Here is a 20,363-nt window from a genome sequence, read left to right as displayed (position 1 = left end):
CTGGCACTGGCCTGATTCCAGGACCGCGCAAAAAAAAACACCGCTGATCGTTATTGATCAGCGGTGTTCTGGTTTTTCAGCGTCAGGCGTTTTGCGGCATCTCACCATTGGCCAGACGCTTGTTGATGTCGGCAATCACTTGCGGCAAATCACTGATGGTGTCGATCATGTAATGCGGGCGCGAGCTTTCGAACAGTGCATGAATGCGCGTGCGTTCGCTGGTCAGTTCGTCGCTACCCAGCGCGCGGAAAGCCTCGTAGTCCAGACCCAGCGCGTTGCCCGAGCAAATCAGCGCAACCGTCCACATGCCGGCCCGGCGACCTTCGAGAATGCCCGGCACGGTGTCGTCGATCTTCACGCAGGCTGCCACATCGTCGATGCCCAGGGCGATCACGTTGGCCAACGCTTGCGCCGGCCATGGGCGACCGTTTGGTACTTCGTCGGTGGCGACGACGTGGTCGGCGACATAGCCGTTGCTGGCGGCCAGTTCGACGACTTTATCCATGACCGCTTTCGGGTAGCCGGAGCAGGAACCGATCCTGATCCCTTGCTCGCGCAGTTGGGCGATGGTGTCCAGCGCGCCGGGAATCAGTGCCGAGTGCTCGGCGATCTTCTCGATCTGCAGCGGCATGAAGCGGTTGTAGATGGCGGTGACGTCGTCATCGGTCGGCGTGCGGCCGAACACCTTGCGATAACGCTCGGCCACCTGCGGCTGGTCGCACAGGGTGCGGATGTGGTCCCACTTGCCCATGCCCATTGGCCCGCGGGCTTCTTCGATCGACACCCGCACGTCGAACTCGGCGAAGGCTTCGACGAAAATCTGCGTCGGCGCAAACGAGCCGAAATCGACCACGGTGCCGGCCCAGTCGAGAATCGCGGCTTGCAGGCTGGTTGGATTGGTGTAGTTCATGGCAATCAATTCCTGATTTGGCAATACGATTCAAATGCAGGAGGGAGCCTGCTCGCGATAGCGGTTGATCATTCAACATCTTCGTCGACTGACAGGGCCTCATCGCGAGCAGGCTCACTCCTACAGGGGATTTGTGGTGGGATTTATGTCGAGCACTTCCATCTCCCGCAGCACTTCAGCCACGGCTGCCACCGCTTGGCGCATGTCGTCCGGGGTGACGTGGCCGATGCAGCCGACGCGGAAGGTGTCGACCTGGGTCAGCTTGCCGGGGTAGAGGATGTAACCCTTGGCCTTGACCCGTTCGTAGAAGTCCTTGAAGCGATAACGCGGGTCCTTCGGCGCATGGAAAGTGACGATGATCGGCGCCTGAACTGCCGCTGGCAGAAAGCTGCGCAAACCGATTTTGTTCATCTCTGCCATCAGCGCCTGACAGTTGGCTGCATAGCGCGCATGCCGCGCCGGCAGGCCGCCTTCTTCGCTGTATTGCAACAAGGCTTCGTGCAGCGCGGCGACCACGTGGGTCGGCGGGGTGAAGCGCCATTGGCCGGTTTTCATCATGTAGACGTGCTGGTCGGACAGGTCCATCGCCAGCGAGTGGGAGTTGCCAGCGGCGGCGGCCAGAGATTCCTTGCGGGCAATGACAAAGCCCATCCCCGGTACGCCTTCCAGGCATTTGCCAGAGGCGGCGATCAGTGCATCGAACGGCACTTTCTGCGCATCCACGGGCAACGCGCCGAAGGAACTCATGGCGTCGATGATCAGACGTTTGCCGTGTCGCGCAACGACCTCAGCGATTTCCGCCAGCGGATTGAGAATGCCGGTACTGGTTTCGCAGTGAATCAGCGCTACGTGAGTGATGTTGGCGTCGGCGCGCAGCAGTCGGTCGACGTCGGCGGCGGTGGTCGGTTCGTCTTCGGCGGTTTCGAAGGTGCTGAACGAGCGGCCGAGCACTTCGCAGATCTTCGCCAGACGCTTGCCGTAGGCGCCGTTGATCAGCACCAGTACTTGTCCATCGCGCGGCACCAGCGTGCCGATCGCCGCTTCGACGGCAAACGTGCCGCTGCCCTGTAACGGCACGCAATGATGACTGGCGGCGCCGCTGAGTATGCCCAGCAATTGCTCGCAGAGGCTGGCGGTCAACTGGTTGAAGCGATCATCCCACGAACCCCAGTCGACCATCATGGCCTGACGGGTGCGGGCCGAAGTGGTCAACGGCCCGGGAGTGAGAAGAATCGGTGCGGCGGTGCTCATTCGTGTGTCCTCGGGAAAACGCTGGGATGAAGTTATGGGGCGTACGTTGCAATTCGCCGCTTCATCAATCAAATTGTTTGTTGTTATGCCAGCCATCAGTGAGAGTTATTCATGAACCTGTTTCAGCTGCGCGCTTTCGATGCAGTGGCCCGCGAAGGCAGCTTCACCCGCGCTGCTGCGCGGTTGTTCATCAGCCAGCCGGCAGTCACCGGGCACATCAAGGCGCTGGAGGAGCACTACCAGATCACCTTGTTGCGGCGCACCGCGCGACGGGTGGAGCTGACCGAGGAGGGCACCAGACTGGCAGCGATCACCCGGGCCATGTTTGGCCTGGCAGAAGAAGCGCAGACACTGCTCGAAGCCAATCGGCAGCTGCTGACGGGGCGTCTGGAGGTGGCGGCGGACGGGCCGCACCTGGTCATGCCGATGTTGGCGAGCCTGCGCGCGCGCTACCCGGGGATCACCGTGAACCTGCGTCTGGGCAATGCCCAGGAAACCCTGGCGGCGCTGTTGTCGGAGCACGCCGACGTTGCGGTGCTGACCGAGGTCGAGCCGCGCAAAGGCCTGCATCTGCAAGCACTGAGCGAGTCACGGATCTGCGCGCTGGTGCCGGCAGCGCATCAATGGGCAGCGCGCGCGGGGGAAGTGAAACTCAAGGAGCTGGATCAGGTGATCATGGTATTGCGCGAGCCGAGTTCGATAACCCGCCGCACTTTCGATCAGGCGTGTGCGCAGGCGTCGATCAATCCCCGAGTGTTGCTGGAATTGGACAGTCGCGAGGCGGTGACCGAAGCGGTCGCGGCGCAGTTGGGTATCGGTGTGGTGTCATCGGTGGAGGTCAGCCACGACCCGCGCGTGGTGGCGATCCCCATTGCCGGGGAAGGGCTGGTCAATCGACACCTGCTTGGCTGCATGGAGCGACGACGCGCGTTGCGCTTGATCCAGGCCTTTTTTGATCTGGCGCCCGACTGAAACCGAGGTGACTTCTTCGCGAGCAGGCTTGCTCCCACATGAGTGCTGCGCTTGGCGCAATGAATGTGGGAGCTGCCGAAGACCGCGATCTTTGACTTTGCTCTAGTGTTCGGCGCGGTTGATCAGCCAGTCGAGCAGCAGGCTGTCACGCGCGGGCTCTGACTCCCGGGCCGGTGGCTGGCGGGCGTGACCGAGGCACAGGATCGGTCGGTCCGGATCGCTGTCGAGAAAGCTGACCCACACTTCGCTGCCGGCACCTGGCAGTTCATCGACGGCGACGGGTCCGTTCAGCCGGCTCATGGCGATCGGCAGCCAGAGGGCGGCACTGTCATTGCCGGGCTGATGGTCTGCGGGCCACAAGGTCACGGCGAGACAGCCGTTTTCGTCCACTTGCGCAGGCTGCCCCGGCGCACCCGCCACCCGCGCCACGTGATAACCGGCCACATTCGGACGCGGCTGTTTGAGTGGCGGACGAAAATCGTTCGACCAGGGCTGAGCGGTAAAGTCGTTGTGATAGCGATGAGCGTTTGGCGCCGGATCAAGGATCGATGGGTGTTGCCCATGGTGGCGTACGGCACTGATCAGCCACTGTTCATTGAAATGACTGATCGGGTGATCTGCGACCAGCAGCAAACGGCCACTGAGCAGAGAGCAGCAATCACTGCGCCCGTGAATGGAGCGCAGTTGGCAGCGTTGTCGCTGCAGATGACGACGACTGCGTTGTTCGGCGTGCAGGCGCTCCAGTGAGCGCGCTGGCACCGGCAGCGGCGGGGAAACTTCGTTCGCCGCTTCGCCGTTGCAGGCTGGCTGGCCGCGATTGCGCACCGCATGCAGCATTGGCACCGGTGCCGCACGATGCTGTTGGTAGAGAACGCTTACGCAGGGCGATGGCGGTTGGTCTTCGGCATTGAAGGGGATTTCGACCGGTTCCTGCGGCAGGCTCAGGCTGTCGTCGGCGAACACCACGACGTGTCCGTCCGGCCCGTGTTCGAAGTGATAGTGGATGCCTTCTTCTTCGCAGAGCCGTTGCAGCAGCGCCAGATCAGTTTCTTCGTACTGAATGCAAAACGCCCGGGCCGGGTAGTGGCCCACGGTCATTTCCATGCGGTAGCTGTGCGCTGGCAGGGCGTGTTCTTCGAGTAGTTGTTGAATGATCTGCGGCGCGCTGAGGTGGGTGAACACGCGTCGTTGCTGCGCTTGCGCCAGTTGTTGCAGATACGGCACCAGAATCAGCCGATAGCCGACCCGATGCGTGCCGCGATGCTCGCAACTGGCACTGGAGATTGTGCCGTGGAAGCCCTGCTGTTCACTCAGCCGCAAAAAGGCTGGCCTGTGCAGGAAGGATCCCGGAGCGATGGCCGGGGCCAGGCCGAGCAGTTCGATGTCGAAACGGTAGGGCTGGTTCAGCGCTTCCTCGCCGCGAAAACGCACCACCGGCAGGCGCAATCCACTGTCGGTCAGGGTAAGGGTGAACGGACTTTCCTTGTCATTGAGCATTCGAGCAAGCCCTGTCAGGCGATACGGGGAATCAAGGGTACGAAACCGTCGGGCTGAATGGTCATGTCAAAGGCGCTTTTCAGAATTCCCCTACACGCTTTGGTGAAGATGTCGATTCCGTCAGCGGTTTTTTTGGTCGATTGCCGACTTTAGGCCGTATAAACTTGCCGCCACGCGTCGGCCAATAGATGTCTCGGCGCCACAGATCAAGAGAGTGAGTAATGGGCGCACAGTGGAAGGTTAAACACAAAGAAGCGGCAGCCAACGCCAAAGGAAAAATCTTCGGCAAACTGGTGAAGGAAATCACCATTGCTGCGCGCAACGGCGCCGATACCGCCACCAACGCACACCTGCGTCTGGTGGTCGAACAGGCGAAGAAAGCCTCGATGCCAAAAGAAACCCTCGATCGCGCGATCAAGAAAGGCGCCGGTCTGCTGGGTGAAACCGTGCAATACCATCGCGTCACCTACGAAGGCTTTGCCCCGCATCAGGTGCCGCTGATCGTCGAATGCGTGACCGACAACATCAACCGCACCGTCGCGGAAATCCGCGTGGCGTTCCGCAAGGGCCAGTTGGGCGCTTCCGGTTCGGTGGCATGGATGTTCAACCACGTCGGCATGATCGAAGCCGCGCCGGACAGCCCCGACGCCGATCCGGAAATGGCCGCGATCGAAGCCGGCGCCCAGGATTTCGAGCCGGGCGAAGAGGGCGCGACGCTGTTCCTCACCGACCCGACTGATCTTGATGCCGTGCAGAAAGCCCTGCCGGAACAAGGCTTCACTGTGCTGTCGGCCAAGCTCGGCTACCAGCCGAAGAACCCGGTCGGCGGGTTGAGCGACGAGCAGATGGCTGAAGTCGAAGCGTTCCTTGAAGGCCTCGACAACCATGATGATGTGCAGGACATGTTTGTCGGCCTGGCTGGCTGATCTGCTGCTGTATTGACCTGTGGCGAGGGAGCTTGCTCCCGCTCGGCTGCGCTGCAGTCGTCGCTTTTTCGGGACGGCTTCGCCATCCAGCGCGAGCAAGCTCCCTCGCCACAGTGTTCGTCTCCGTCAGTGATCTTGCAGAAGTTCTATCACTTCGCTGAATGCCGGGCGTCCCAAGACATCCGCCTGACAGCAGCGCCGCTCCAGCGCTTCCAATGCCAAGCGCCGCTCTGTACTCAACCCCGAGTCGACACGCGCAAGCAACTCCCCGAGCAACACGCCGAACGCGCGCACTTCCAGCCGTTGCAACGCCCGCGTCTGCGCATCATCGGTGGTGGCATGAAACGACGCCGCGCCAAAATCCCCTAGCAGACAATCGCCCTGAGTGTTCAACAGAATGTTGTGACCGTAGAGGTCGCCGTGGGTGATGCCTTGTCGATGCAGATGCTCCGCCGCCGAAGCGATGCCCTTGGCGATGCGCAGGGCCACGTCGGCCGAGAACCGGCAATCTTCGGCATAGACGTCCCGAGAGCATGAGGCCAGGCTCGGCAAACCCGCCAGATTGCGGAAGCTCGGATCAACCAGCTGCATCACCAATCCCTGCTGCTGATCGGGATGACCGCTGATGCGCCCTTCGACGCGGATCAGGTTCGGGTGCAAGCCTGCGGTGATGCAGGCATTCATCTCGTGCAACGGTGAGCCGTCGCTGGTCATCTCGCCTTTGTACAACTTCACCGCAACCGCCTGCGTCGTGCCATCGTCGCGCTGCCAGATCGACCGGGAAATCACCCCGGAAGCGCCTTCGCCCAGTTGTTGCTCAAGGCGCAGCGCCGACCAGTCGATCAGCGGCGTGGCCTCAAGGGCAGCGGCATCGGCTTCGGTTTCCAGCGGATTGCCGGCGTAGGCCAGCCAGGTCAGGCTCGGCAAGGTCAGCAGCCACTGTGGCAGCTCGTCGAGTTGGTTGGCGGCAATGCGGATCAATTCCAGCCGATGGCAGTGACGCAGGGATTCCGGCAGCGATTGCAGGCGATTGCCAGCGAGCATCAGTTTCTGCAGGGCGGGCCGTTCACCGAGTTCGCTCGGCAGGCTTGCGATGCGGTTATCGGTGAGGATCAGCCAGCGCAGCTGCGGCGGCAGGGCGGCACCGGGGACATCGACGATGCGATTGGCCTTGAAGCCGACCATCGTCAGCGCCGCGCACTGGCCGAGGCAGGCCGGCAGTTCGCTGAACTGGTTGTCGGAGCAGAACAGCACGCGCAGGCGTGTCAGGCGGTGCAGGTCGTCGGGCAGGGTGCTCAAGGCATTGCCGCTGAGGTTGAGCACTTCCAGCGTGTCGGCCAGTTGGAAAATTTCCCGGGGGAATTCGGTGAGTCCGCAAGACAGATCGAGGCGGCTAATGCCAGACAGCTCGCCGGCGCGCAGTTGAGCAAGAGTATGCATGTTTGGTTTCGCTATTGATCGGTGGAGCGACGCGGGGGCGCTGAGGATGGGCGACATGATAGCGGTAAAGCGGATGTTGAACGGGGCAGGATGCTGGAATCACACCCGGTCATTGTAGGAGTGAGCCTGCTCGCGAAGACGGGTTATCAGTCACATCATCAGCATCTGAAAGAGCGCTATCGCGAGCAGGCTCACTCCTACAGGGGGCCGGGTGTCAGCCAGATTCGTGGATTTCCTGTAATTGCCCCAATCGGCTGCGCGTGCGCGCCAGGTCGATGGCGTGGCCTTCCAGGCTCTGGCCCAGCGGCAGTTGGCCGAGCAGGGTCAGGTGTTTGTCCTGATCGTAAAGCACGTCGATCAGATTGATGAAGCGCTGTTGCACGGCGATCGGACAGTCCCCGAGCAGTGGCAGGTCATCGATGATCCACTGGTCGAAACGCTGGCAGAGCTGCAGATAATCCATGACTGCCGTCGGTTGTTCGCACAGGTCATTGAAGGTGAAAGCGACGCGCCGGCCCTCGCACAATCGCGCCTGAAGCTGGCGCTTGCCGACCTCGAGCGCTATGGCAGGCGCATCGGCTGGCGGCAGGCTCAAGGCATGGCGCTGCTCTGACGTCGCCGGCCACACGTAATGCCCTTGGGTAAACACCTGATGCGTGTGCTGGCGGTTGAGCGTGCGGTAATCGTGGGCGCCGCCGACTTCCATGACCTGCATGCGCGTGTTGATCAGCTCGATCACCGGTTTGAAGCGTGCGTGATACAGCGGATTGGGCAGCAGGCCCTCCGGCGCATAGTTGGACGTGACCAACAGCATGATCCGCCGTTTGAACAGCGCCTTGAACAGGCGCGTGATGAGCATCGCGTCGCCGATGTCATGCACGTGAAACTCGTCGAAACACAGCGCCTGACAATCTTCCAGCAGCTCGTCCAGGGTGATTTCCAGCGCGTCTTCCTGCTGGCGATGACGGAACATGCCGTCATGCAGTCGGGCGAAGAACTGATGGAAATGCAGGCGACGTTTACGGGTGATCGGCAGTGCCTGGAAGAAGCCGTCGAGCAGCCAGCTCTTGCCGCGCCCGACCGCGCCGTACAGATACAGACTGGGTGGTGTGAGTCCGCTGTCGCCCAACAGCACGCTGGCCTGTTGCGCCATGCAATCAATGACGTGCTGCTGACTGCGGCTGAGGGTGTAGCCCTGACTGTGGGCCTTGTCGCGAAAGTAATCGCGGATGATCGCGGCATTGGCATCGTGCCCGGCGCTGGCGGGCAGGCCTTTGCCGAACAGGCGGCGCAGCAACGGCCAGCGTTGGCTCAGTCGTGATCGTTTCGGCGTTCGGGCGGGCACGCGGCACAGGCTCCTGATGGATTGGCCGGCTCCAGCAGGAGCGCGGTGGTCCAAGTGTAACCAGACCTCCAGCGTTGGCTCCATGAAATATGCACGGTTCCGAATGTAGGAGCTGACGAGTGCAACGAGGCTGCGATCTTTTGATCTTGGGTTGCCGCCAACAGATCGCAGCCTCGTTGCACTCGTCAGCTCCTACAATGGGCGTATTTCAGAGCGGTGGTGATTGCTTGAGCAATTGCGCCGCCGGCGAGTCCGTCGGGCTGACCACTGCATAGTTGTAGCCGGGCCCGGACCAGTAATCGGCCTGCAGATCGCCATCGCTGCGCGAACCGCGCGGCAGCAGAGTGTTTTTCGGCCCCGGCGGACGCAGGTAGAAACTCACCTTGTGGCCGCTGCCATCCTCATACATCACCATCGCCGCCGGGCCCTCATCGGTGCTGAGCAAGCGCCCGCTGACCGGCTCGAACCCGGCCGCCCTGAGATCGGGCAAGCGCCCGGCGCCGCTGAAGTAACGGTCGAGCCAACGCTGCATGTCGCCGCCGCTGTCGACCTTGTAATCGGCGGGCAGCACGCCTTGCTGGGCAATCAGGCGGTAGGCTTGCAACGCGTCGGTCATCGGCAATTGCGCAGGACGCACCAGGGTCATTTCCCGTGCCTGCCAGCCACTGAAACCGCCAATGCTCACGGCAATCAGCAACACCGCTGCGCGGGCCAGATGACCACGTGACTGCTCGCGGCGACGCTGGCGAATCATCGTCGGATCCAGCGCCGGATTACTCGGCTGCTGCAACGCACCACTGAGCGCCGCGCGCAACTGCTGGGCATCGCGTTGCCAGGCACGAACCTGCGCCGCTTCTTCAGGGTGGCTGGCCAACCAGGTCTCGAGCATGCGCCGGTCGGCGTCGCTGAGCTGGTGATCGACGTAGGCGTGCAAGTCACGCTCATTGGGAGGGAGGCTGATCATTTGAGTATCCGCAGGGAAGGGCTGCTGATTTCGCCGTCGCTGAGTTGGCGCAAGGCCTGGCGGGCGCGGGACAGGCGCGACATCACGGTGCCGATCGGGGCGCCGAGGATCTCGGCGACCTCTTTATAGGACAGGCCCTCCACCGACACCATCAGCAGCAGGGCGCGTTGTTCGGTGGGCAGGCGTTCGAAGGCTTGCAGGGTCGATTGGGCGATCACTGTGCGTTCCACCGACGGCTCGGCATCGTCGCGACCGGTGAAAAATTCGAGCATGCGCGCATAGCGCCGCGAGCGACGGTGGGCATCGAGAAATTGCCGATAGAGGATCGCAAACAGCCAGGCGCGCAAGTCGCCTTCGGCGCGTTTTTCGCCCCACGCCGACAGCGCCCGCTCGAGGCTGGCCTGGACCAGATCGTCAGCGCTGCTGCTGTTGCGCGTCAACGACACGGCGAAGCGGCGCAATCTGGGAATGATTTCTCTCAACTGTTCGTCGAATTCGCTCATGAATTTCTGCTGGTCGCTACGCTGTGGACTAGGAAGACGCCCGTCAGCGCAGGTTATTCCCCGTGCGCAAAAATAAATACGGCGCCGTGGAATAAACCCTGACGGGGTGCGTCTTGCTGACTCTTTCCACTTGTGGCCGATGGCCTGGAGATATTCATGGTTGATCGCTCATCCCCCAACGCTGCACCGCCCGGCAGGCCGCCGCGCCAGCCACTGAGCGCTGCGAGCCTGGTTTTCCGTCTGGGCGGCATTGCCGTGATTGTCGCCGCCGTGGCCGGGACGTTTGCCTACGTGCACGGCAACCTCGACCCACAACGCCTGACGCCAAAGGCGTTGGTCGATGTGCTGGAAAAGAACAACGGCGTGCATCCCGGTTTTCGTCGCAACCACGCCAAAGGTGTCTGCGTGATTGGCCATTTCGAGAGCAGCGGTGAGGCGCGGGCGTATTCCACTGCGCAGGTGTTCAACCTGCCGCAGACGCCGGTGGTCGGGCGCTTTGCCTTGCCCGCCGGCAATCCCTATGCGCCGGACAGCGCCGTGCCGATCCGCAGCCTGGCGCTGCGTTTCACTCAGGCGGACGGCCAGCAGTGGCGCACCGGCATGAACAGCATGCCGGTGTTCCCGATCGGCAACCCCGAGGCGTTCTATCAATTGCAGCAAGCGCAGTCGCCGGATCCGGCCACCGGCAAGCCCGACCCGACCAAGGTACCGGCGTTCTTCGCCGCACATCCGGAAGCCGTGCCGTTTTTGACTTGGGTGAAGACCGCCAAGCCCTCGGCCAGCTACGCCACCGAAACCTATAACAGCATCAATGCGTTCTATCTGGTCGATGGCAACGGCAAGAAACAGGCGGTGCGCTGGAGCATGACGCCGCTCGCGCAGGACGCGGCGGGGGCCACGGCCCCTGAAGGCGCGGATTTTCTCGAGAAGGATCTGGTGCAACGCCTGGCAGCAGCACCCTTGCGCTTCCAGCTGAACATCACCCTGGCCAACGCTGACGACCCGGTCAACGATGCCAGCAAGTCCTGGCCCACAGATCGCAAAGTGCTGAACGCCGGGACTTTGGTGCTGGAGAAAACCCAGCCGCAGCTGAGTGGCGAGTGCCGCGATATCAACTACGACCCGCTGGTGCTGCCAGCCGGGATTCAAGGCTCGGAAGACCCATTGCTCGCCGCGCGCTCGGCCGGTTACGCCGATTCCTACCTGCGTCGCACCAGCGAAGTCAGCCAATTGCCCGCCGCCAGACAGGAGGCTCGCCCATGAGCAAGCACCCGACTCATTTCGTATTGCTGGCGCGTTTGCTCCATTGGCTGATGGCGCTGATGATCATCGCCATGCTGTTTATCGGCGCGGGCATGGTCACTTCGGTGTCGTCTCGCCATGAATGGCTGATTCATCTGCACAAGCCGCTGGGCATCGCGATTCTGGCGCTGGTGATTGTGCGCCTGGTGGTGCGCTTCACCACACGTCAACCGCCGTTGCCGGATGATCTGCCGGGCTGGCAGGTGCTGGCAGCCAGGGCTTCCCACGTCTTGCTGTACGCGTTGATGCTGGTGTTGCCGCTGCTCGGGTGGGCGATGATCAGTGCATCGGGCGAGCCAGTGATGCTCACAGCGTCGCTGCATCTGCCGTCGATTGTGCCGGCGGATGCGCAACTGTTCGCGCTGTTGCGCAAGTCCCATGGCTATCTGGCGTATCTGCTGTTTCTGACGGTGCTGCTGCACTTGGCGGCGGCGCTGTTTCATGGCTGGGTGCGTCGTGACGAAGTGCTCGACAGCATGTTGCACGGGCGCGATCGCGGCTGAGTCGGCAAAGCAAAAGATCGCAGGCGGGCTGCGATCTTTTGTTCCTGACGCCGGGGATCAGCGCAGGATATCGACCATGTCGGCGAGAGTGGTCAGCACGTCCTTGCCCAATTGCTTCGAACGCTTGCCCGACCAGCCGGTGATCTTGTCCGGGTGGTCGTCATGGTCCTTGAACGGCATCTCCAGAGTCTGCGACAGGCAGTCATATTTCTGTCCGACGCTGTTGCAGGCCAATGTCATGTTGGCCTGGCCCGGTTCGTCGCGGGTGTAGCCGTAGGTGGTCTGGAAGTCTTTGGTGGTGTGCTTCAAATGGTTGCGGAAATGCTCTTCCAGCTTTTCGATGCGCGGCGTAAAGCCAGGGTTGCCTTCGCAGCCGGCGGTGAAGACGTGGGGGATGGTTTCGTCGCCGTGTACGTCGATAAACGCATCGACGCCGTACTTTTCCATCTGCTGCTGAACGAATAGCACTTCCGGGCTGATGTCCTGACTGGCGTTCTGCCAGGCGCGGTTCAAATCCTGACCCATCGCGTTGGTGCGCAGGTGCCCGTGGAAGGCGCCGTCCGGATTCATGTTCGGCACCAGATACAGATCGGCGCCGGCCAGCAGTTTGTTCAGTACCGGATCGTCCTGTCGTTCCAGACGCTCGATCACGCCTTCCATGAACCATTCAGCCATGTGTTCGCCCGGATGCTGCTGGGCGATGATCCAGATCTTGCGCTGGCCTTCGGCGCCGCTGCCCTTGCGCAGCAGCTGAATATCGCGGCCTTCGACGCTTTTGCCGGTCGCCAGCAATTCGGTGCCAGCCTTGCTCTGCGCCTGCTCGATCAACCAATCGTGGCGGCCGCGGCTGTAGGGTTCGAAGTAGGCGAACCAGGCGTGGGTCTGTTCGGCTTCGAGGCAGAAGCGCAGGCTGTCGCCTTCGAAGCTGGTGGGAATGCGGAACCAGTTGACGTGATCATACGACGCCACCGCTTGATAGCCCGGCCAGCCTTTGCTGTAGGTCGATTGGCTGGCGTTGACCAGGCGAAACCAGTGTTCCTGATGAACGTGCAGGCCGCTGGCCTTGAAGTGGAACCACTGGAAATGAGGGCTGCGGGTGTCCGGGCGGATCGCCAGAACCGGATTGAGAGGGTTGCTGATGTCGATGACTTGGATGTTGCCGCTGTCAAAATTGGCGCTGATGTCGAACGAAGATTTGGCCACGGTCATAGTCGCTTCCTGAGCAGGATTTTTATGACCGGTACTTTACACGCAGGCTGGGGTGAAACCGAGAGGAATTGCAGGGTGCTGGCGGGGGGCGTCCTCCGTGACGCGCCAGCAGCTTAGAGGCTATGCGATTGATTCTCAAGTGCTGATTGCCGTTAGTTTTGGCCAATGTGGCCGGGCTCGGCTTGCCAATCAATATTCTTTTGATATTATCCGCGCCATCGAATTTGCAACACTCAAAGACTTCATTAGCCTGAAGACACAAGCCCGAAAAACGGGCAAAAAAAGACCCGGCAAAAAGCCGGGTCAAAAACCGTGATTAGCCTGATGAGGAGATAGTCCAGAAGACCGACCTAAGGTCTCTGGTCTATCGACTGATCTCGCGACCAGCTGCTTGCAATAATAATCATTATCATTTGCAAGTCAAATGTTTTTATCTGCGCGATGGGGAAATTCTTTCCTGTCCGTCCGTACCTTGTTTGCTATGACTTCATCGTTGTCGATCGAGTGATCGACCATCGCCCGCGCCATATCCACCATGTGCACCACCGAGAAGGCCAGGTCGCGATTCGTGCCCTGCAGGTTTTCTGCGGCCTTGAAGGCCGTGGCGGCTGCGCATCGCAACAGGTCCGAGGCATGCACCAGCGCTTCCTCGCCGCTGAGATGGCCTTTGACATCGAAGAACCGTTCTTCCGTCTCAGGTTCTGAAATTGCCGGTTTCAAGTAGTAGTCCAGCGCGCGTTGTGCGGCGGCGGTGCCTTGGGGCGAAGTGAAGCTGGTGTCGATTTGCAGATCGGGCAGGTCTTTGCTGCTGATGTTCATCATGAGAAGGCACTCCATGTTCGATTGAAAGTCCGTTTACCTAGGATAGTACCGCCTGTATTTGTGACCAGAATTTAAATACTACAATATGTGTTTTGCCGGTCGAAGACGTCCGCGTAAGGTGCGGCACATGGATAAATGGATTGAGTTGGTCAAGGCCAAGATGAGTGAACTCAAAGTCACTCAAACAGAGCTCGGAGAGCGCGTCGGCATGTCCCAGGGCGGGATCGGTCATTGGCTGAACAAGCGTCGCGAACCCGGTGTTACCGAAATGAACCGTGTGCTCAAAGCGCTGGGAATGGATTTCCTCGAAGTCGTTCTGGTGATCCGCGAACCGCAGCCGACGCCGGAGGATGAAATGCCGCTGGCGCAGAAGTACAACCCGTACTTCCGCTACCCGGTTCGTGACTGGCACGCGCCCTGTGAGGTGCGCGACGATTCGGCGAGCTACGCCGGCGCATCGGCGAAGCAGCGCTTTGAACTTACGGATTACCACGCTCGCGGTGCGGCGTTCTGGCTGACCGTGACGGGGGATTCGATGACCGCGCCCAGCGGCCAGAGCATTGCCGAGGGCATGCTGATTCTGGTCGACCCGGAGTTGGAGGCGGTGCCTGGAAAACTGGTGATTGCCCAGTGGCCGGACAGCGAAGAAGCGATTTTCCGCAAACTCGACGAACAGGGCGGCCAGCGTTACCTGGTGCCGCTCAATCCGACTTGGCCGAAAGCGCTGTTCACCGATGAATGCCGGATTGTCGGCGTGGTGGTTCAGGCGACGGCGCGTTTCTGACCGGATCGATCCTCGCTCAAGGCCCGGATCGATCCTGCAATTTCACACTTGTTCCAGTTCAACCAAAGCGCTGCCTTCGCTGACCATATCGCCTTCCTGGCAATACAGCGCTTTGACCACGCCCGCCTGTGGCGCACGAATGCTGTGTTCCATCTTCATGGCTTCGAGCACCACCAGTTGCGCCCCGGCCTCGACCGCTTGCCCGACCTCGACCAGCACGCGCACGATGCTGCCGTTCATTGGTGCGGTCAGACCGCCCTGATGGCTGTGGCTGGCCTCAACGGCACTGATCGGATCATGGGCCTCGATGCGTCGCAGCTCTCCCTCCCACTGCAGATACAACGAATCGCCCTGACGAATTGCCCGCAACGTGCGGCGCACGCCGTCATGCTCGACCGCCAGCGCTTCGCCCAACAGTCTGACGTGGGCCGCAGCTGCCAATGTCAGCGCACGATCCTGTCCCTCGCAACTTAAATGCAAAGTGATTTCCGCCGGCAAGCCTGCCCGCAAACCACTGCCGCAAGACCACGGCGAGGCGGGATCATCCGTCCGCTTACGTGCTGGCAGACTCTGCGCGAAAGCCTGCGCCGCCGCTTGCCAGAACTCATCGCTCAACGTACCTGGCGCTGGCAGCAACTGCTCCTGATAACGCGGAATGAACCCGGTATCCAGTTCTGCCGCGGCAAACGCCGGATGCGCGATGATCCGGCGCAGGAAGTTGATGTTGGTCTTCAGTCCGCCAATCGCAAACTCATCGAGCATGCTCAGCAGACGCAGGCGCGCCTGTTCGCGATCTTCACCCCAGGCAATCAGTTTGCCGAGCATCGGGTCGTAGAACGGCGAAATCTCGTCACCTTCCTCGACCCCGCTGTCCACTCGCCGCCCCGGACCCTGTGCCGATTCGCGGTACAGATCCAGACGCCCGGTGGCCGGCAGAAAATCATTCGCCGGATCCTCGGCATACAAGCGCACTTCAATCGCATGACCGTTGAGCGGCACCAGCGCCTGGGTCATCGGCAGCGCTTCACCCCGGGCGACGCGAATCTGCCAGGCGACCAGATCGAGCCCGGTAATCGCTTCGGTCACCGGGTGCTCGACCTGCAGGCGCGTGTTCATTTCCATGAAGAAAAACTCGCCGCGCGCATCCAGCAGAAACTCCACGGTGCCAGCGCCGACATAACCGATTGCCTGTGCCGAACGCACCGCCGCTTCGCCCATGGCCCGGCGCAATTCCGGCGTCAGGCCCGGCGCCGGGGCTTCTTCGACGACTTTCTGATGCCGCCGCTGGATCGAGCAATCGCGCTCATTGAGATACAGGCAGTTGCCGTGCTGATCGGCGAACACCTGAATCTCCACATGACGCGGCTTCAGCAGATATTTCTCGACCAGCATTCGCGAGTCGCCGAACGAGGACTGCGCTTCCCGCTGAGCCGAGGCGAGGGCTTCGGCCAATTGGCTGACGTCCTCCACGACTTTCATGCCTTTACCGCCGCCACCGGCCGTGGCCTTGAGCAGCACCGGATAACCGATGCGTTCGCAGGCTTCACGGAAGGTGTCGAGGTCCTGCGCCTCGCCGTGATAGCCCGGCACCAAAGGCACGCCGGCCTTTTCCATCAGCGCTTTGGCGGCGGATTTACTGCCCATCGCATCGATGGCAGAGGCAGGCGGGCCGAGAAAGATCAGGCCGGCAGCTTCGATGGCGCGGGCGAATCCGGCGTTTTCCGAGAGAAAGCCGTAGCCGGGATGAATCGCCTCGGCGCCGCTGGCCTTGGCAGCAGCGATCAATTTGTCGATTTGCAGATAACTGTCAGCGGCCTTGCTGCCGCCCAGATCGACGCGGATATCGGCTTCACGGCTGTGCCGCGCATCGCGGTCGGTGGCGCTGTGCACAGCGACCGTAGTCAGGCCGAGGGCCTTGGCGGTGCGCATGACCCGGCAGGCGATTTCGCCGCGGTTGGCCACCAATAGGGTGGTAATCACAGGTGCGCTCATCAACGCGACTCCTTGGTGGATGCGGCTTGCCAGCTCGGCGGGCGTTTTTGCAGAAAGGCGCGCAAGCCTTCCTGGCCTTCGGCGCTGACGCGAATCCGCGCGATGGCATTTTCCGTGTAGCGGCGCAGGGCCGGGGTCAGCGCGCCGTTGCCGACTTCACGCAGCAAGTCCTTGCTGGCACGCATGGCGGCGGGGCTGTTGAGCAACAGATTGTCGATCCACTGCTCGATCTGCTGCTCCAGTTCAGCGGCAGGACAGCTTTCAGACAACAAGCCGATCTCCCGCGCCCGCTGTCCGCCGAAGCGCTCGGCGGTCAGCGCGTAACGCCGCGCCGCTCGCTCACCGATCGCCTGCACTACAAACGGGCTGATCACCGCCGGCGCCAGGCCGATGCGCACTTCCGACAGGCAGAACTGCGCATCATCGGCGCCAATCGCCATGTCGCAGCAACTGATCAGGCCCAGCGCGCCACCGAACGCCGCGCCCTGAACCACGGCGAGGGTGGGGATTTTCAGTTTGGCGAGGTTGTACATCAGCTCGGCCAGTTCGCGGGCGTCGTCGAGGTTGGTGTGGTAATCGAGCTCCGCCGACTGCTGCATCCAGGCCAGGTCGGCGCCGGCACTGAAGTGCTTGCCGCGCCCGCGCAGCAGCAGAAAACGCAGGCTCGAATCGCTGGCCACCTTGTCGAGGGCGAGGATCAGTTCGCGGATCATCTCGGCGTTGAAGGCGTTGTTTTTCTCGGCGCGGTTGAGCCACAGCGTCGCGAAGCCGCGCGGGTCGGTTTGCAGTTCGAGGGTATTGAAGTCGCTCATCAGGTTCTCCCCATCACATCCGGAACACGCCGAAGCGGCTCGGTTCGATTGGCGCGTTCAGCGACGCGGACAAGGCCAGGGCCAGCACATCGCGGGTCTGCGCCGGGTCGATGACGCCGTCGTCCCACAACCGCGCGCTGGAGTAGTAGGGGTGACCCTGCTCTTCGTACTGGTCGAGAATCGGCTGCTTGATCTCGGCCTCCTGCTCGGCGCTGAACGCCTGACCGCTGCGTTCGGCCTGTTCGCGTTTGACCTGCACCAGCACGCCGGCAGCCTGTTCGGCGCCCATCACGCCGATCCGCGCGTTCGGCCACATCCACAAAAAGCGCGGATCGTAGGCGCGACCGCACATGCCGTAGTTGCCGGCCCCGAAGCTGCCGCCGATGATCACGGTGAATTTCGGCACCTTGGCGCAGGCCACTGCGGTAACCAGCTTCGCGCCGTGCTTGGCAATGCCGCCGGCTTCGTATTTCTGCCCGACCATGAAGCCGGTGATGTTCTGCAGAAACAGCAGTGGAATACCGCGTTGGCAGGCCAGTTCGATGAAGTGCGCGCCTTTTTGCGCGGCTTCGGCGAAGAGAATGCCGTTGTTCGCCAGGATTGCGATCGGGTAGCCGTGCAAGTGAGCGAAGCCGCAAACCAGCGTGGTGCCAAACAGCGCTTTGAATTCATCGAACACCGAGCCATCGACCAGTCGCGCGATCACTTCGCGCACATCGAATGGCTGCTTGGCGTCAGCCGGAACCACGCCGTACAACTCGTCGCTGGCGTACAGCGGCGCAATCGGCGTGCGTTGCTGCACCTCGCCGAGCTTGCGCCAGTTGAGGTTGGCGACGCTGCGGCGGGCGAGGGCGAGGGCGTGTTCGTCGTTCTCGGCGTAATGGTCGGCCACGCCGGAAGTCTTGCAATGCACATCGGCACCGCCCAGATCCTCGGCGCTGACCACTTCACCGGTTGCAGCTTTCACCAGCGGCGGGCCGGCGAGAAAGATCGTCGCCTGGTTGCGCACCATGATCGCTTCGTCCGCCATCGCTGGCACATACGCGCCGCCAGCGGTGCACGAGCCCATCACCACGGCGATCTGCGGGATGCCCATGGCGCTCATGTTGGCCTGATTGAAAAAGATCCGCCCGAAGTGCTCGCGATCCGGAAACACTTCGTCCTGACGCGGCAGGTTGGCGCCGCCCGAGTCCACCAGATAAATGCACGGCAGGCGATTCTGCTGGGCGATGGTCTGTGCACGCAGGTGTTTCTTCACTGTGAGCGGGTAGTACGAACCGCCTTTCACCGTCGCATCGTTGGCGACGATCATGCATTCCACGCCTTCGACGCGACCGATCCCGGCAATCACCCCGGCGGCGGGGACGTCTTCGCCATACACGGCGTGAGCGGCCAGTTGGCTGATTTCCAGAAACGGCGAGCCCGGATCGAGCAGGCGATTGATGCGCTCACGCGGCAGCAATTTACCGCGCGAGGTGTGGCGTTCCTGGGCTTTGGCACCGCCACCCTGGGCTACTTGAGCGAGCAGGGTGTGCAGCGCGTCGACCTGTTTGAGCATCGCCGCGCTGTTGACGGCGAACTCCGCGGAGCGCGGGTTGAGCTGAGTGTGCAGGATCATGGGGCTTACTCCGTAAGCAGCTTCTAGCTACAAGCGGCAAGCTGCAGGTTGGGGCAAGAGCGCGGTTCTCTTGCAGCTTGTAACTTGCGGCTTGCAACTGACGAAATTCATTTCGTCTCGTTGAACAGTTCGCGACCGATCAGCATGCGGCGGATTTCGCTGGTGCCGGCGCCGATTTCGTAGAGCTTGGCGTCGCGCAGCAGGCGGCCGGCGGGGAATTCGTTGATGTAGCCGTTGCCGCCAAGAATCTGGATCGCGTCGAGGGCCATTTGTGTGGCGCGTTCGGCGGTGTAGAGAATCACTCCAGCGGCATCCTTGCGCGTGGTTTCGCCGCGCTCGCAGGCCTGCGCAACCGCGTACAGATAGGCGCGGCTGGCGTTGAGTTGGGTGTACATATCGGCGACTTTGCCCTGGATCAGCTGGAATTCGCCGATGCTCTGACCGAACTGCTTGCGGTCGTGGATGTACGGCACGATCAGGTCCATGCACGACTGCATGATCCCGGTCGGGCCGCCCGACAGCACCACGCGCTCATAATCGAGGCCGCTCATCAGCACCTTCACGCCGCCGTTGAGCACGCCGAGGATGTTCTCTTCCGGCACTTCGACGTCATCGAAAAACAGCTCGCAGGTATTGGAGCCGCGCATGCCCAGCTTGTCGAACTTGTTGCTGCGGCTGAAGCCTTTCCAGTCACGCTCGACGATGAACGCAGTAATGCCGTGCGGGCCTTTTTCCAGATCGGTCTTGGCGTAGATCACGTAGGTGTTGGCGTCAGGGCCGTTGGTGATCCAGGTCTTGCTGCCGTTGAGGACGAAGCGGTCGCCGCGTTTGTCGGCACGCAGCTTCATCGAGACCACATCGGAACCGGCATTGGGCTCGCTCATGGCGAGGGCGCCGACGTGCTCGCCGCTGATCAGTTTCGGCAGGTATTTGCTCTTCTGTTCGTGGTTGCCGTTGCGGTTGATCTGGTTGACGCAGAGGTTGGAGTGCGCGCCGTAGGACAACGCCACCGACGCCGAGCCACGGCTGATTTCTTCCATCGCCACCACGTGCGCCAGATAACCCAGGCCCGCGCCGCCGTACTCTTCCGGCACGGTGATGCCGAGCAGACCCATGTCACCGAATTTGCGCCACATATCGGCCGGGAACAGGTTGTCGTGATCGATCTGCGCGGCACGCGGGGCGATCTGATCGGCGACGAAGGACTGCACCTGATCGCGCAGCATGTCGATGGTTTCACCGAGGGCGAAATTCAGGGATGGATAGCTCATGGGTCACCTTTTGGCTTTTTTATCGGGTGGAGTGCACGTCAGATCGGCGCTCAGCTTTACGTTAACGTAAAGCTTCCCGAGTTCGGCTGTCAATCAGCTTTACGTAAGCGTCAACTTGCGCGAGAGTAAGGACAGTTCAGGATAGAAAGCGCAGAGCTTTCTGTAGGAGTGAGCCTGCTCGCGATGGCAGTGTGTCAGTCAATATTTGCGTTTGCTGACACGACTCTATCGCGAGCAGGCTC

19 protein-coding genes are annotated in these 20,363 nt (G+C 61.6%); 6 read left to right on the top strand and 13 right to left on the bottom strand.

All coding sequences use genetic code 11. The annotated features are described in order from the left end of the window. Window positions 1-82 precede the first annotated feature (82 nt). Both phnX and AEQ63_RS12955 read right to left on the bottom strand, forming a co-directional pair. On the bottom strand, window positions 83-910 hold the full coding sequence (gene phnX / locus AEQ63_RS12960) for a phosphonoacetaldehyde hydrolase (protein ID WP_042609174.1): 828 nt from the start codon (window positions 908-910) through the stop codon (window positions 83-85). Between the two features lie 120 nt (window positions 911-1,030). Beyond that, on the bottom strand, window positions 1,031-2,161 hold the full coding sequence (locus AEQ63_RS12955; protein WP_064363661.1) for a 2-aminoethylphosphonate--pyruvate transaminase: 1,131 nt from the start codon (window positions 2,159-2,161) through the stop codon (window positions 1,031-1,033). A 111-nt stretch (window positions 2,162-2,272) separates the two neighbouring features. Between AEQ63_RS12955 and AEQ63_RS12950 the strand changes: the two genes are divergently transcribed. Further along, window positions 2,273-3,133 (top strand): LysR substrate-binding domain-containing protein, encoded by an 861-nt coding sequence (locus tag AEQ63_RS12950; RefSeq protein WP_064363660.1) that lies wholly within the window; start codon window positions 2,273-2,275, stop codon window positions 3,131-3,133. A gap of 102 nt (window positions 3,134-3,235) precedes the next feature. On the opposite strand, the gene AEQ63_RS12945 is transcribed toward AEQ63_RS12950, so the two are convergent. Further along, the gene (locus AEQ63_RS12945) at window positions 3,236-4,630 is read right to left on the bottom strand and encodes a type VI secretion system Vgr family protein (protein ID WP_064363659.1); all 1,395 of its coding nucleotides are present in this window, start codon (window positions 4,628-4,630) and stop codon (window positions 3,236-3,238) included. A 221-nt stretch (window positions 4,631-4,851) separates the two neighbouring features. Between AEQ63_RS12945 and AEQ63_RS12940 the strand changes: the two genes are divergently transcribed. Continuing rightward, window positions 4,852-5,556: a YebC/PmpR family DNA-binding transcriptional regulator gene (locus AEQ63_RS12940; RefSeq protein ID WP_064363658.1), complete on the top strand. Its 705-nt coding sequence runs from the start codon at window positions 4,852-4,854 to the stop codon at window positions 5,554-5,556. Window positions 5,557-5,682: 126 nt separating this feature from the next. Here AEQ63_RS12940 and AEQ63_RS12935 read toward each other — a convergent pair whose 3' ends face one another. The 4 genes from AEQ63_RS12935 to AEQ63_RS12920 form a co-directional block, all read right to left on the bottom strand. Next, a complete protein-coding gene (locus AEQ63_RS12935) occupies window positions 5,683-6,996 on the bottom strand; it encodes a leucine-rich repeat-containing protein kinase family protein (RefSeq protein ID WP_064363657.1) in 1,314 nt (437 codons plus the stop codon). A gap of 214 nt (window positions 6,997-7,210) precedes the next feature. Next, window positions 7,211-8,341, bottom strand: coding sequence for a cell division protein ZapE (zapE, locus tag AEQ63_RS12930; protein WP_064363656.1), 1,131 nt, complete (start codon window positions 8,339-8,341; stop codon window positions 7,211-7,213). Window positions 8,342-8,549: 208 nt separating this feature from the next. Further along, the gene (locus AEQ63_RS12925) at window positions 8,550-9,305 is read right to left on the bottom strand and encodes an anti-sigma factor family protein (protein ID WP_064363655.1); all 756 of its coding nucleotides are present in this window, start codon (window positions 9,303-9,305) and stop codon (window positions 8,550-8,552) included. After that, window positions 9,302-9,808: an RNA polymerase sigma factor gene (locus AEQ63_RS12920; protein WP_016775320.1), complete on the bottom strand. Its 507-nt coding sequence runs from the start codon at window positions 9,806-9,808 to the stop codon at window positions 9,302-9,304. The genes AEQ63_RS12925 and AEQ63_RS12920 overlap by 4 nt, the downstream gene beginning before the upstream one ends. Window positions 9,809-9,964: 156 nt before the next feature. Between AEQ63_RS12920 and AEQ63_RS12915 the strand changes: the two genes are divergently transcribed. Together AEQ63_RS12915 and AEQ63_RS12910 are read left to right on the top strand one after the other, a co-directional pair. Further along, complete coding sequence (locus AEQ63_RS12915; RefSeq protein ID WP_064363654.1) at window positions 9,965-11,071, top strand: catalase family peroxidase; 1,107 nt, start codon at window positions 9,965-9,967, stop codon at window positions 11,069-11,071. Next, a complete protein-coding gene (locus tag AEQ63_RS12910) occupies window positions 11,068-11,613 on the top strand; it encodes a cytochrome b (RefSeq protein WP_042609182.1) in 546 nt (181 codons plus the stop codon). Before AEQ63_RS12915 ends, AEQ63_RS12910 begins: the two co-directional genes overlap by 4 nt. Window positions 11,614-11,670: 57 nt before the next feature. On the opposite strand, the gene AEQ63_RS12905 is transcribed toward AEQ63_RS12910, so the two are convergent. Continuing rightward, window positions 11,671-12,822, bottom strand: coding sequence for a M14 family metallopeptidase (locus tag AEQ63_RS12905; RefSeq protein WP_064363653.1), 1,152 nt, complete (start codon window positions 12,820-12,822; stop codon window positions 11,671-11,673). 97 nt (window positions 12,823-12,919) lie between these two features. Here AEQ63_RS12905 and AEQ63_RS28105 point away from each other — a divergent pair, with 97 nt between their 5' ends. Further along, window positions 12,920-13,138, top strand: a complete 219-nt coding sequence (locus tag AEQ63_RS28105; protein ID WP_152972353.1) for a hypothetical protein — start codon at window positions 12,920-12,922, stop codon at window positions 13,136-13,138. Between the two features lie 104 nt (window positions 13,139-13,242). Here the strand turns inward: AEQ63_RS28105 and AEQ63_RS12900 are convergent, their stop codons facing one another. Beyond that, the gene (locus AEQ63_RS12900; RefSeq protein WP_064363700.1) at window positions 13,243-13,641 is read right to left on the bottom strand and encodes a DUF6124 family protein; all 399 of its coding nucleotides are present in this window, start codon (window positions 13,639-13,641) and stop codon (window positions 13,243-13,245) included. Window positions 13,642-13,771: 130 nt separating this feature from the next. Between AEQ63_RS12900 and AEQ63_RS12895 the strand changes: the two genes are divergently transcribed. Beyond that, a complete protein-coding gene (locus AEQ63_RS12895; protein WP_042609184.1) occupies window positions 13,772-14,428 on the top strand; it encodes a LexA family protein in 657 nt (218 codons plus the stop codon). Between the two features lie 42 nt (window positions 14,429-14,470). Here the strand turns inward: AEQ63_RS12895 and AEQ63_RS12890 are convergent, their stop codons facing one another. The 4 genes from AEQ63_RS12890 to AEQ63_RS12875 all read right to left on the bottom strand — a co-directional run bounded on the left by AEQ63_RS12890 (window position 14,471) and on the right by AEQ63_RS12875 (window position 20,121). Then, window positions 14,471-16,420: an acetyl/propionyl/methylcrotonyl-CoA carboxylase subunit alpha gene (locus tag AEQ63_RS12890; RefSeq protein WP_064363652.1), complete on the bottom strand. Its 1,950-nt coding sequence runs from the start codon at window positions 16,418-16,420 to the stop codon at window positions 14,471-14,473. Next, window positions 16,420-17,232, bottom strand: coding sequence for a gamma-carboxygeranoyl-CoA hydratase (locus AEQ63_RS12885; protein WP_064363651.1), 813 nt, complete (start codon window positions 17,230-17,232; stop codon window positions 16,420-16,422). Before AEQ63_RS12885 ends, AEQ63_RS12890 begins: the two co-directional genes overlap by 1 nt. A gap of 13 nt (window positions 17,233-17,245) precedes the next feature. Next, window positions 17,246-18,850 carry a carboxyl transferase domain-containing protein gene (locus AEQ63_RS12880; protein ID WP_064363650.1) on the bottom strand — a complete coding sequence of 535 codons (1,605 nt, stop codon included), beginning with the start codon at window positions 18,848-18,850 and terminating at the stop codon, window positions 17,246-17,248. Between the two features lie 107 nt (window positions 18,851-18,957). Continuing rightward, window positions 18,958-20,121 (bottom strand): isovaleryl-CoA dehydrogenase, encoded by a 1,164-nt coding sequence (locus AEQ63_RS12875; protein ID WP_016775311.1) that lies wholly within the window; start codon window positions 20,119-20,121, stop codon window positions 18,958-18,960. Between the last annotated feature and the right edge of the window lie 242 nt (window positions 20,122-20,363).

The sequence above is a fragment of the Pseudomonas sp. RIT-PI-o genome, assembly GCF_001297215.1.
GTDB classification, from domain to species: Bacteria; Pseudomonadota; Gammaproteobacteria; order Pseudomonadales; family Pseudomonadaceae; genus Aquipseudomonas; species Aquipseudomonas moraviensis_A.
The sequence above is the reverse complement of the archived record's forward strand: the minus strand, read 5'-3'. Positions and strand labels throughout refer to the sequence as shown.

Excerpts from the sequence above, each read along its gene's own strand:
- phnX (WP_042609174.1), bottom strand. The coding sequence starts at position 910 with ATGAACTACACCAATCCAACCAGCCTGCAAGCCGCGATTCTCGACTGG.
- AEQ63_RS12955 (WP_064363661.1), bottom strand. The coding sequence starts at position 2,161 with ATGAGCACCGCCGCACCGATTCTTCTCACTCCCGGGCCGTTGACCACT.
- AEQ63_RS12950 (WP_064363660.1), top strand. The coding sequence starts at position 2,273 with ATGAACCTGTTTCAGCTGCGCGCTTTCGATGCAGTGGCCCGCGAAGGC.
- AEQ63_RS12945 (WP_064363659.1), bottom strand. The coding sequence starts at position 4,630 with ATGCTCAATGACAAGGAAAGTCCGTTCACCCTTACCCTGACCGACAGT.
- AEQ63_RS12940 (WP_064363658.1), top strand. The coding sequence starts at position 4,852 with ATGGGCGCACAGTGGAAGGTTAAACACAAAGAAGCGGCAGCCAACGCC.
- AEQ63_RS12935 (WP_064363657.1), bottom strand. The coding sequence starts at position 6,996 with ATGCATACTCTTGCTCAACTGCGCGCCGGCGAGCTGTCTGGCATTAGC.
- AEQ63_RS12925 (WP_064363655.1), bottom strand. The coding sequence starts at position 9,305 with ATGATCAGCCTCCCTCCCAATGAGCGTGACTTGCACGCCTACGTCGAT.
- AEQ63_RS12920 (WP_016775320.1), bottom strand. The coding sequence starts at position 9,808 with ATGAGCGAATTCGACGAACAGTTGAGAGAAATCATTCCCAGATTGCGC.
- AEQ63_RS12915 (WP_064363654.1), top strand. The coding sequence starts at position 9,965 with ATGGTTGATCGCTCATCCCCCAACGCTGCACCGCCCGGCAGGCCGCCG.
- AEQ63_RS12910 (WP_042609182.1), top strand. The coding sequence starts at position 11,068 with ATGAGCAAGCACCCGACTCATTTCGTATTGCTGGCGCGTTTGCTCCAT.
- AEQ63_RS12905 (WP_064363653.1), bottom strand. The coding sequence starts at position 12,822 with ATGACCGTGGCCAAATCTTCGTTCGACATCAGCGCCAATTTTGACAGC.
- AEQ63_RS12900 (WP_064363700.1), bottom strand. The coding sequence starts at position 13,641 with ATGAACATCAGCAGCAAAGACCTGCCCGATCTGCAAATCGACACCAGC.
- AEQ63_RS12895 (WP_042609184.1), top strand. The coding sequence starts at position 13,772 with ATGGATAAATGGATTGAGTTGGTCAAGGCCAAGATGAGTGAACTCAAA.
- AEQ63_RS12890 (WP_064363652.1), bottom strand. The coding sequence starts at position 16,420 with ATGAGCGCACCTGTGATTACCACCCTATTGGTGGCCAACCGCGGCGAA.
- AEQ63_RS12885 (WP_064363651.1), bottom strand. The coding sequence starts at position 17,232 with ATGAGCGACTTCAATACCCTCGAACTGCAAACCGACCCGCGCGGCTTC.
- AEQ63_RS12880 (WP_064363650.1), bottom strand. The coding sequence starts at position 18,850 with ATGATCCTGCACACTCAGCTCAACCCGCGCTCCGCGGAGTTCGCCGTC.
- AEQ63_RS12875 (WP_016775311.1), bottom strand. The coding sequence starts at position 20,121 with ATGAGCTATCCATCCCTGAATTTCGCCCTCGGTGAAACCATCGACATG.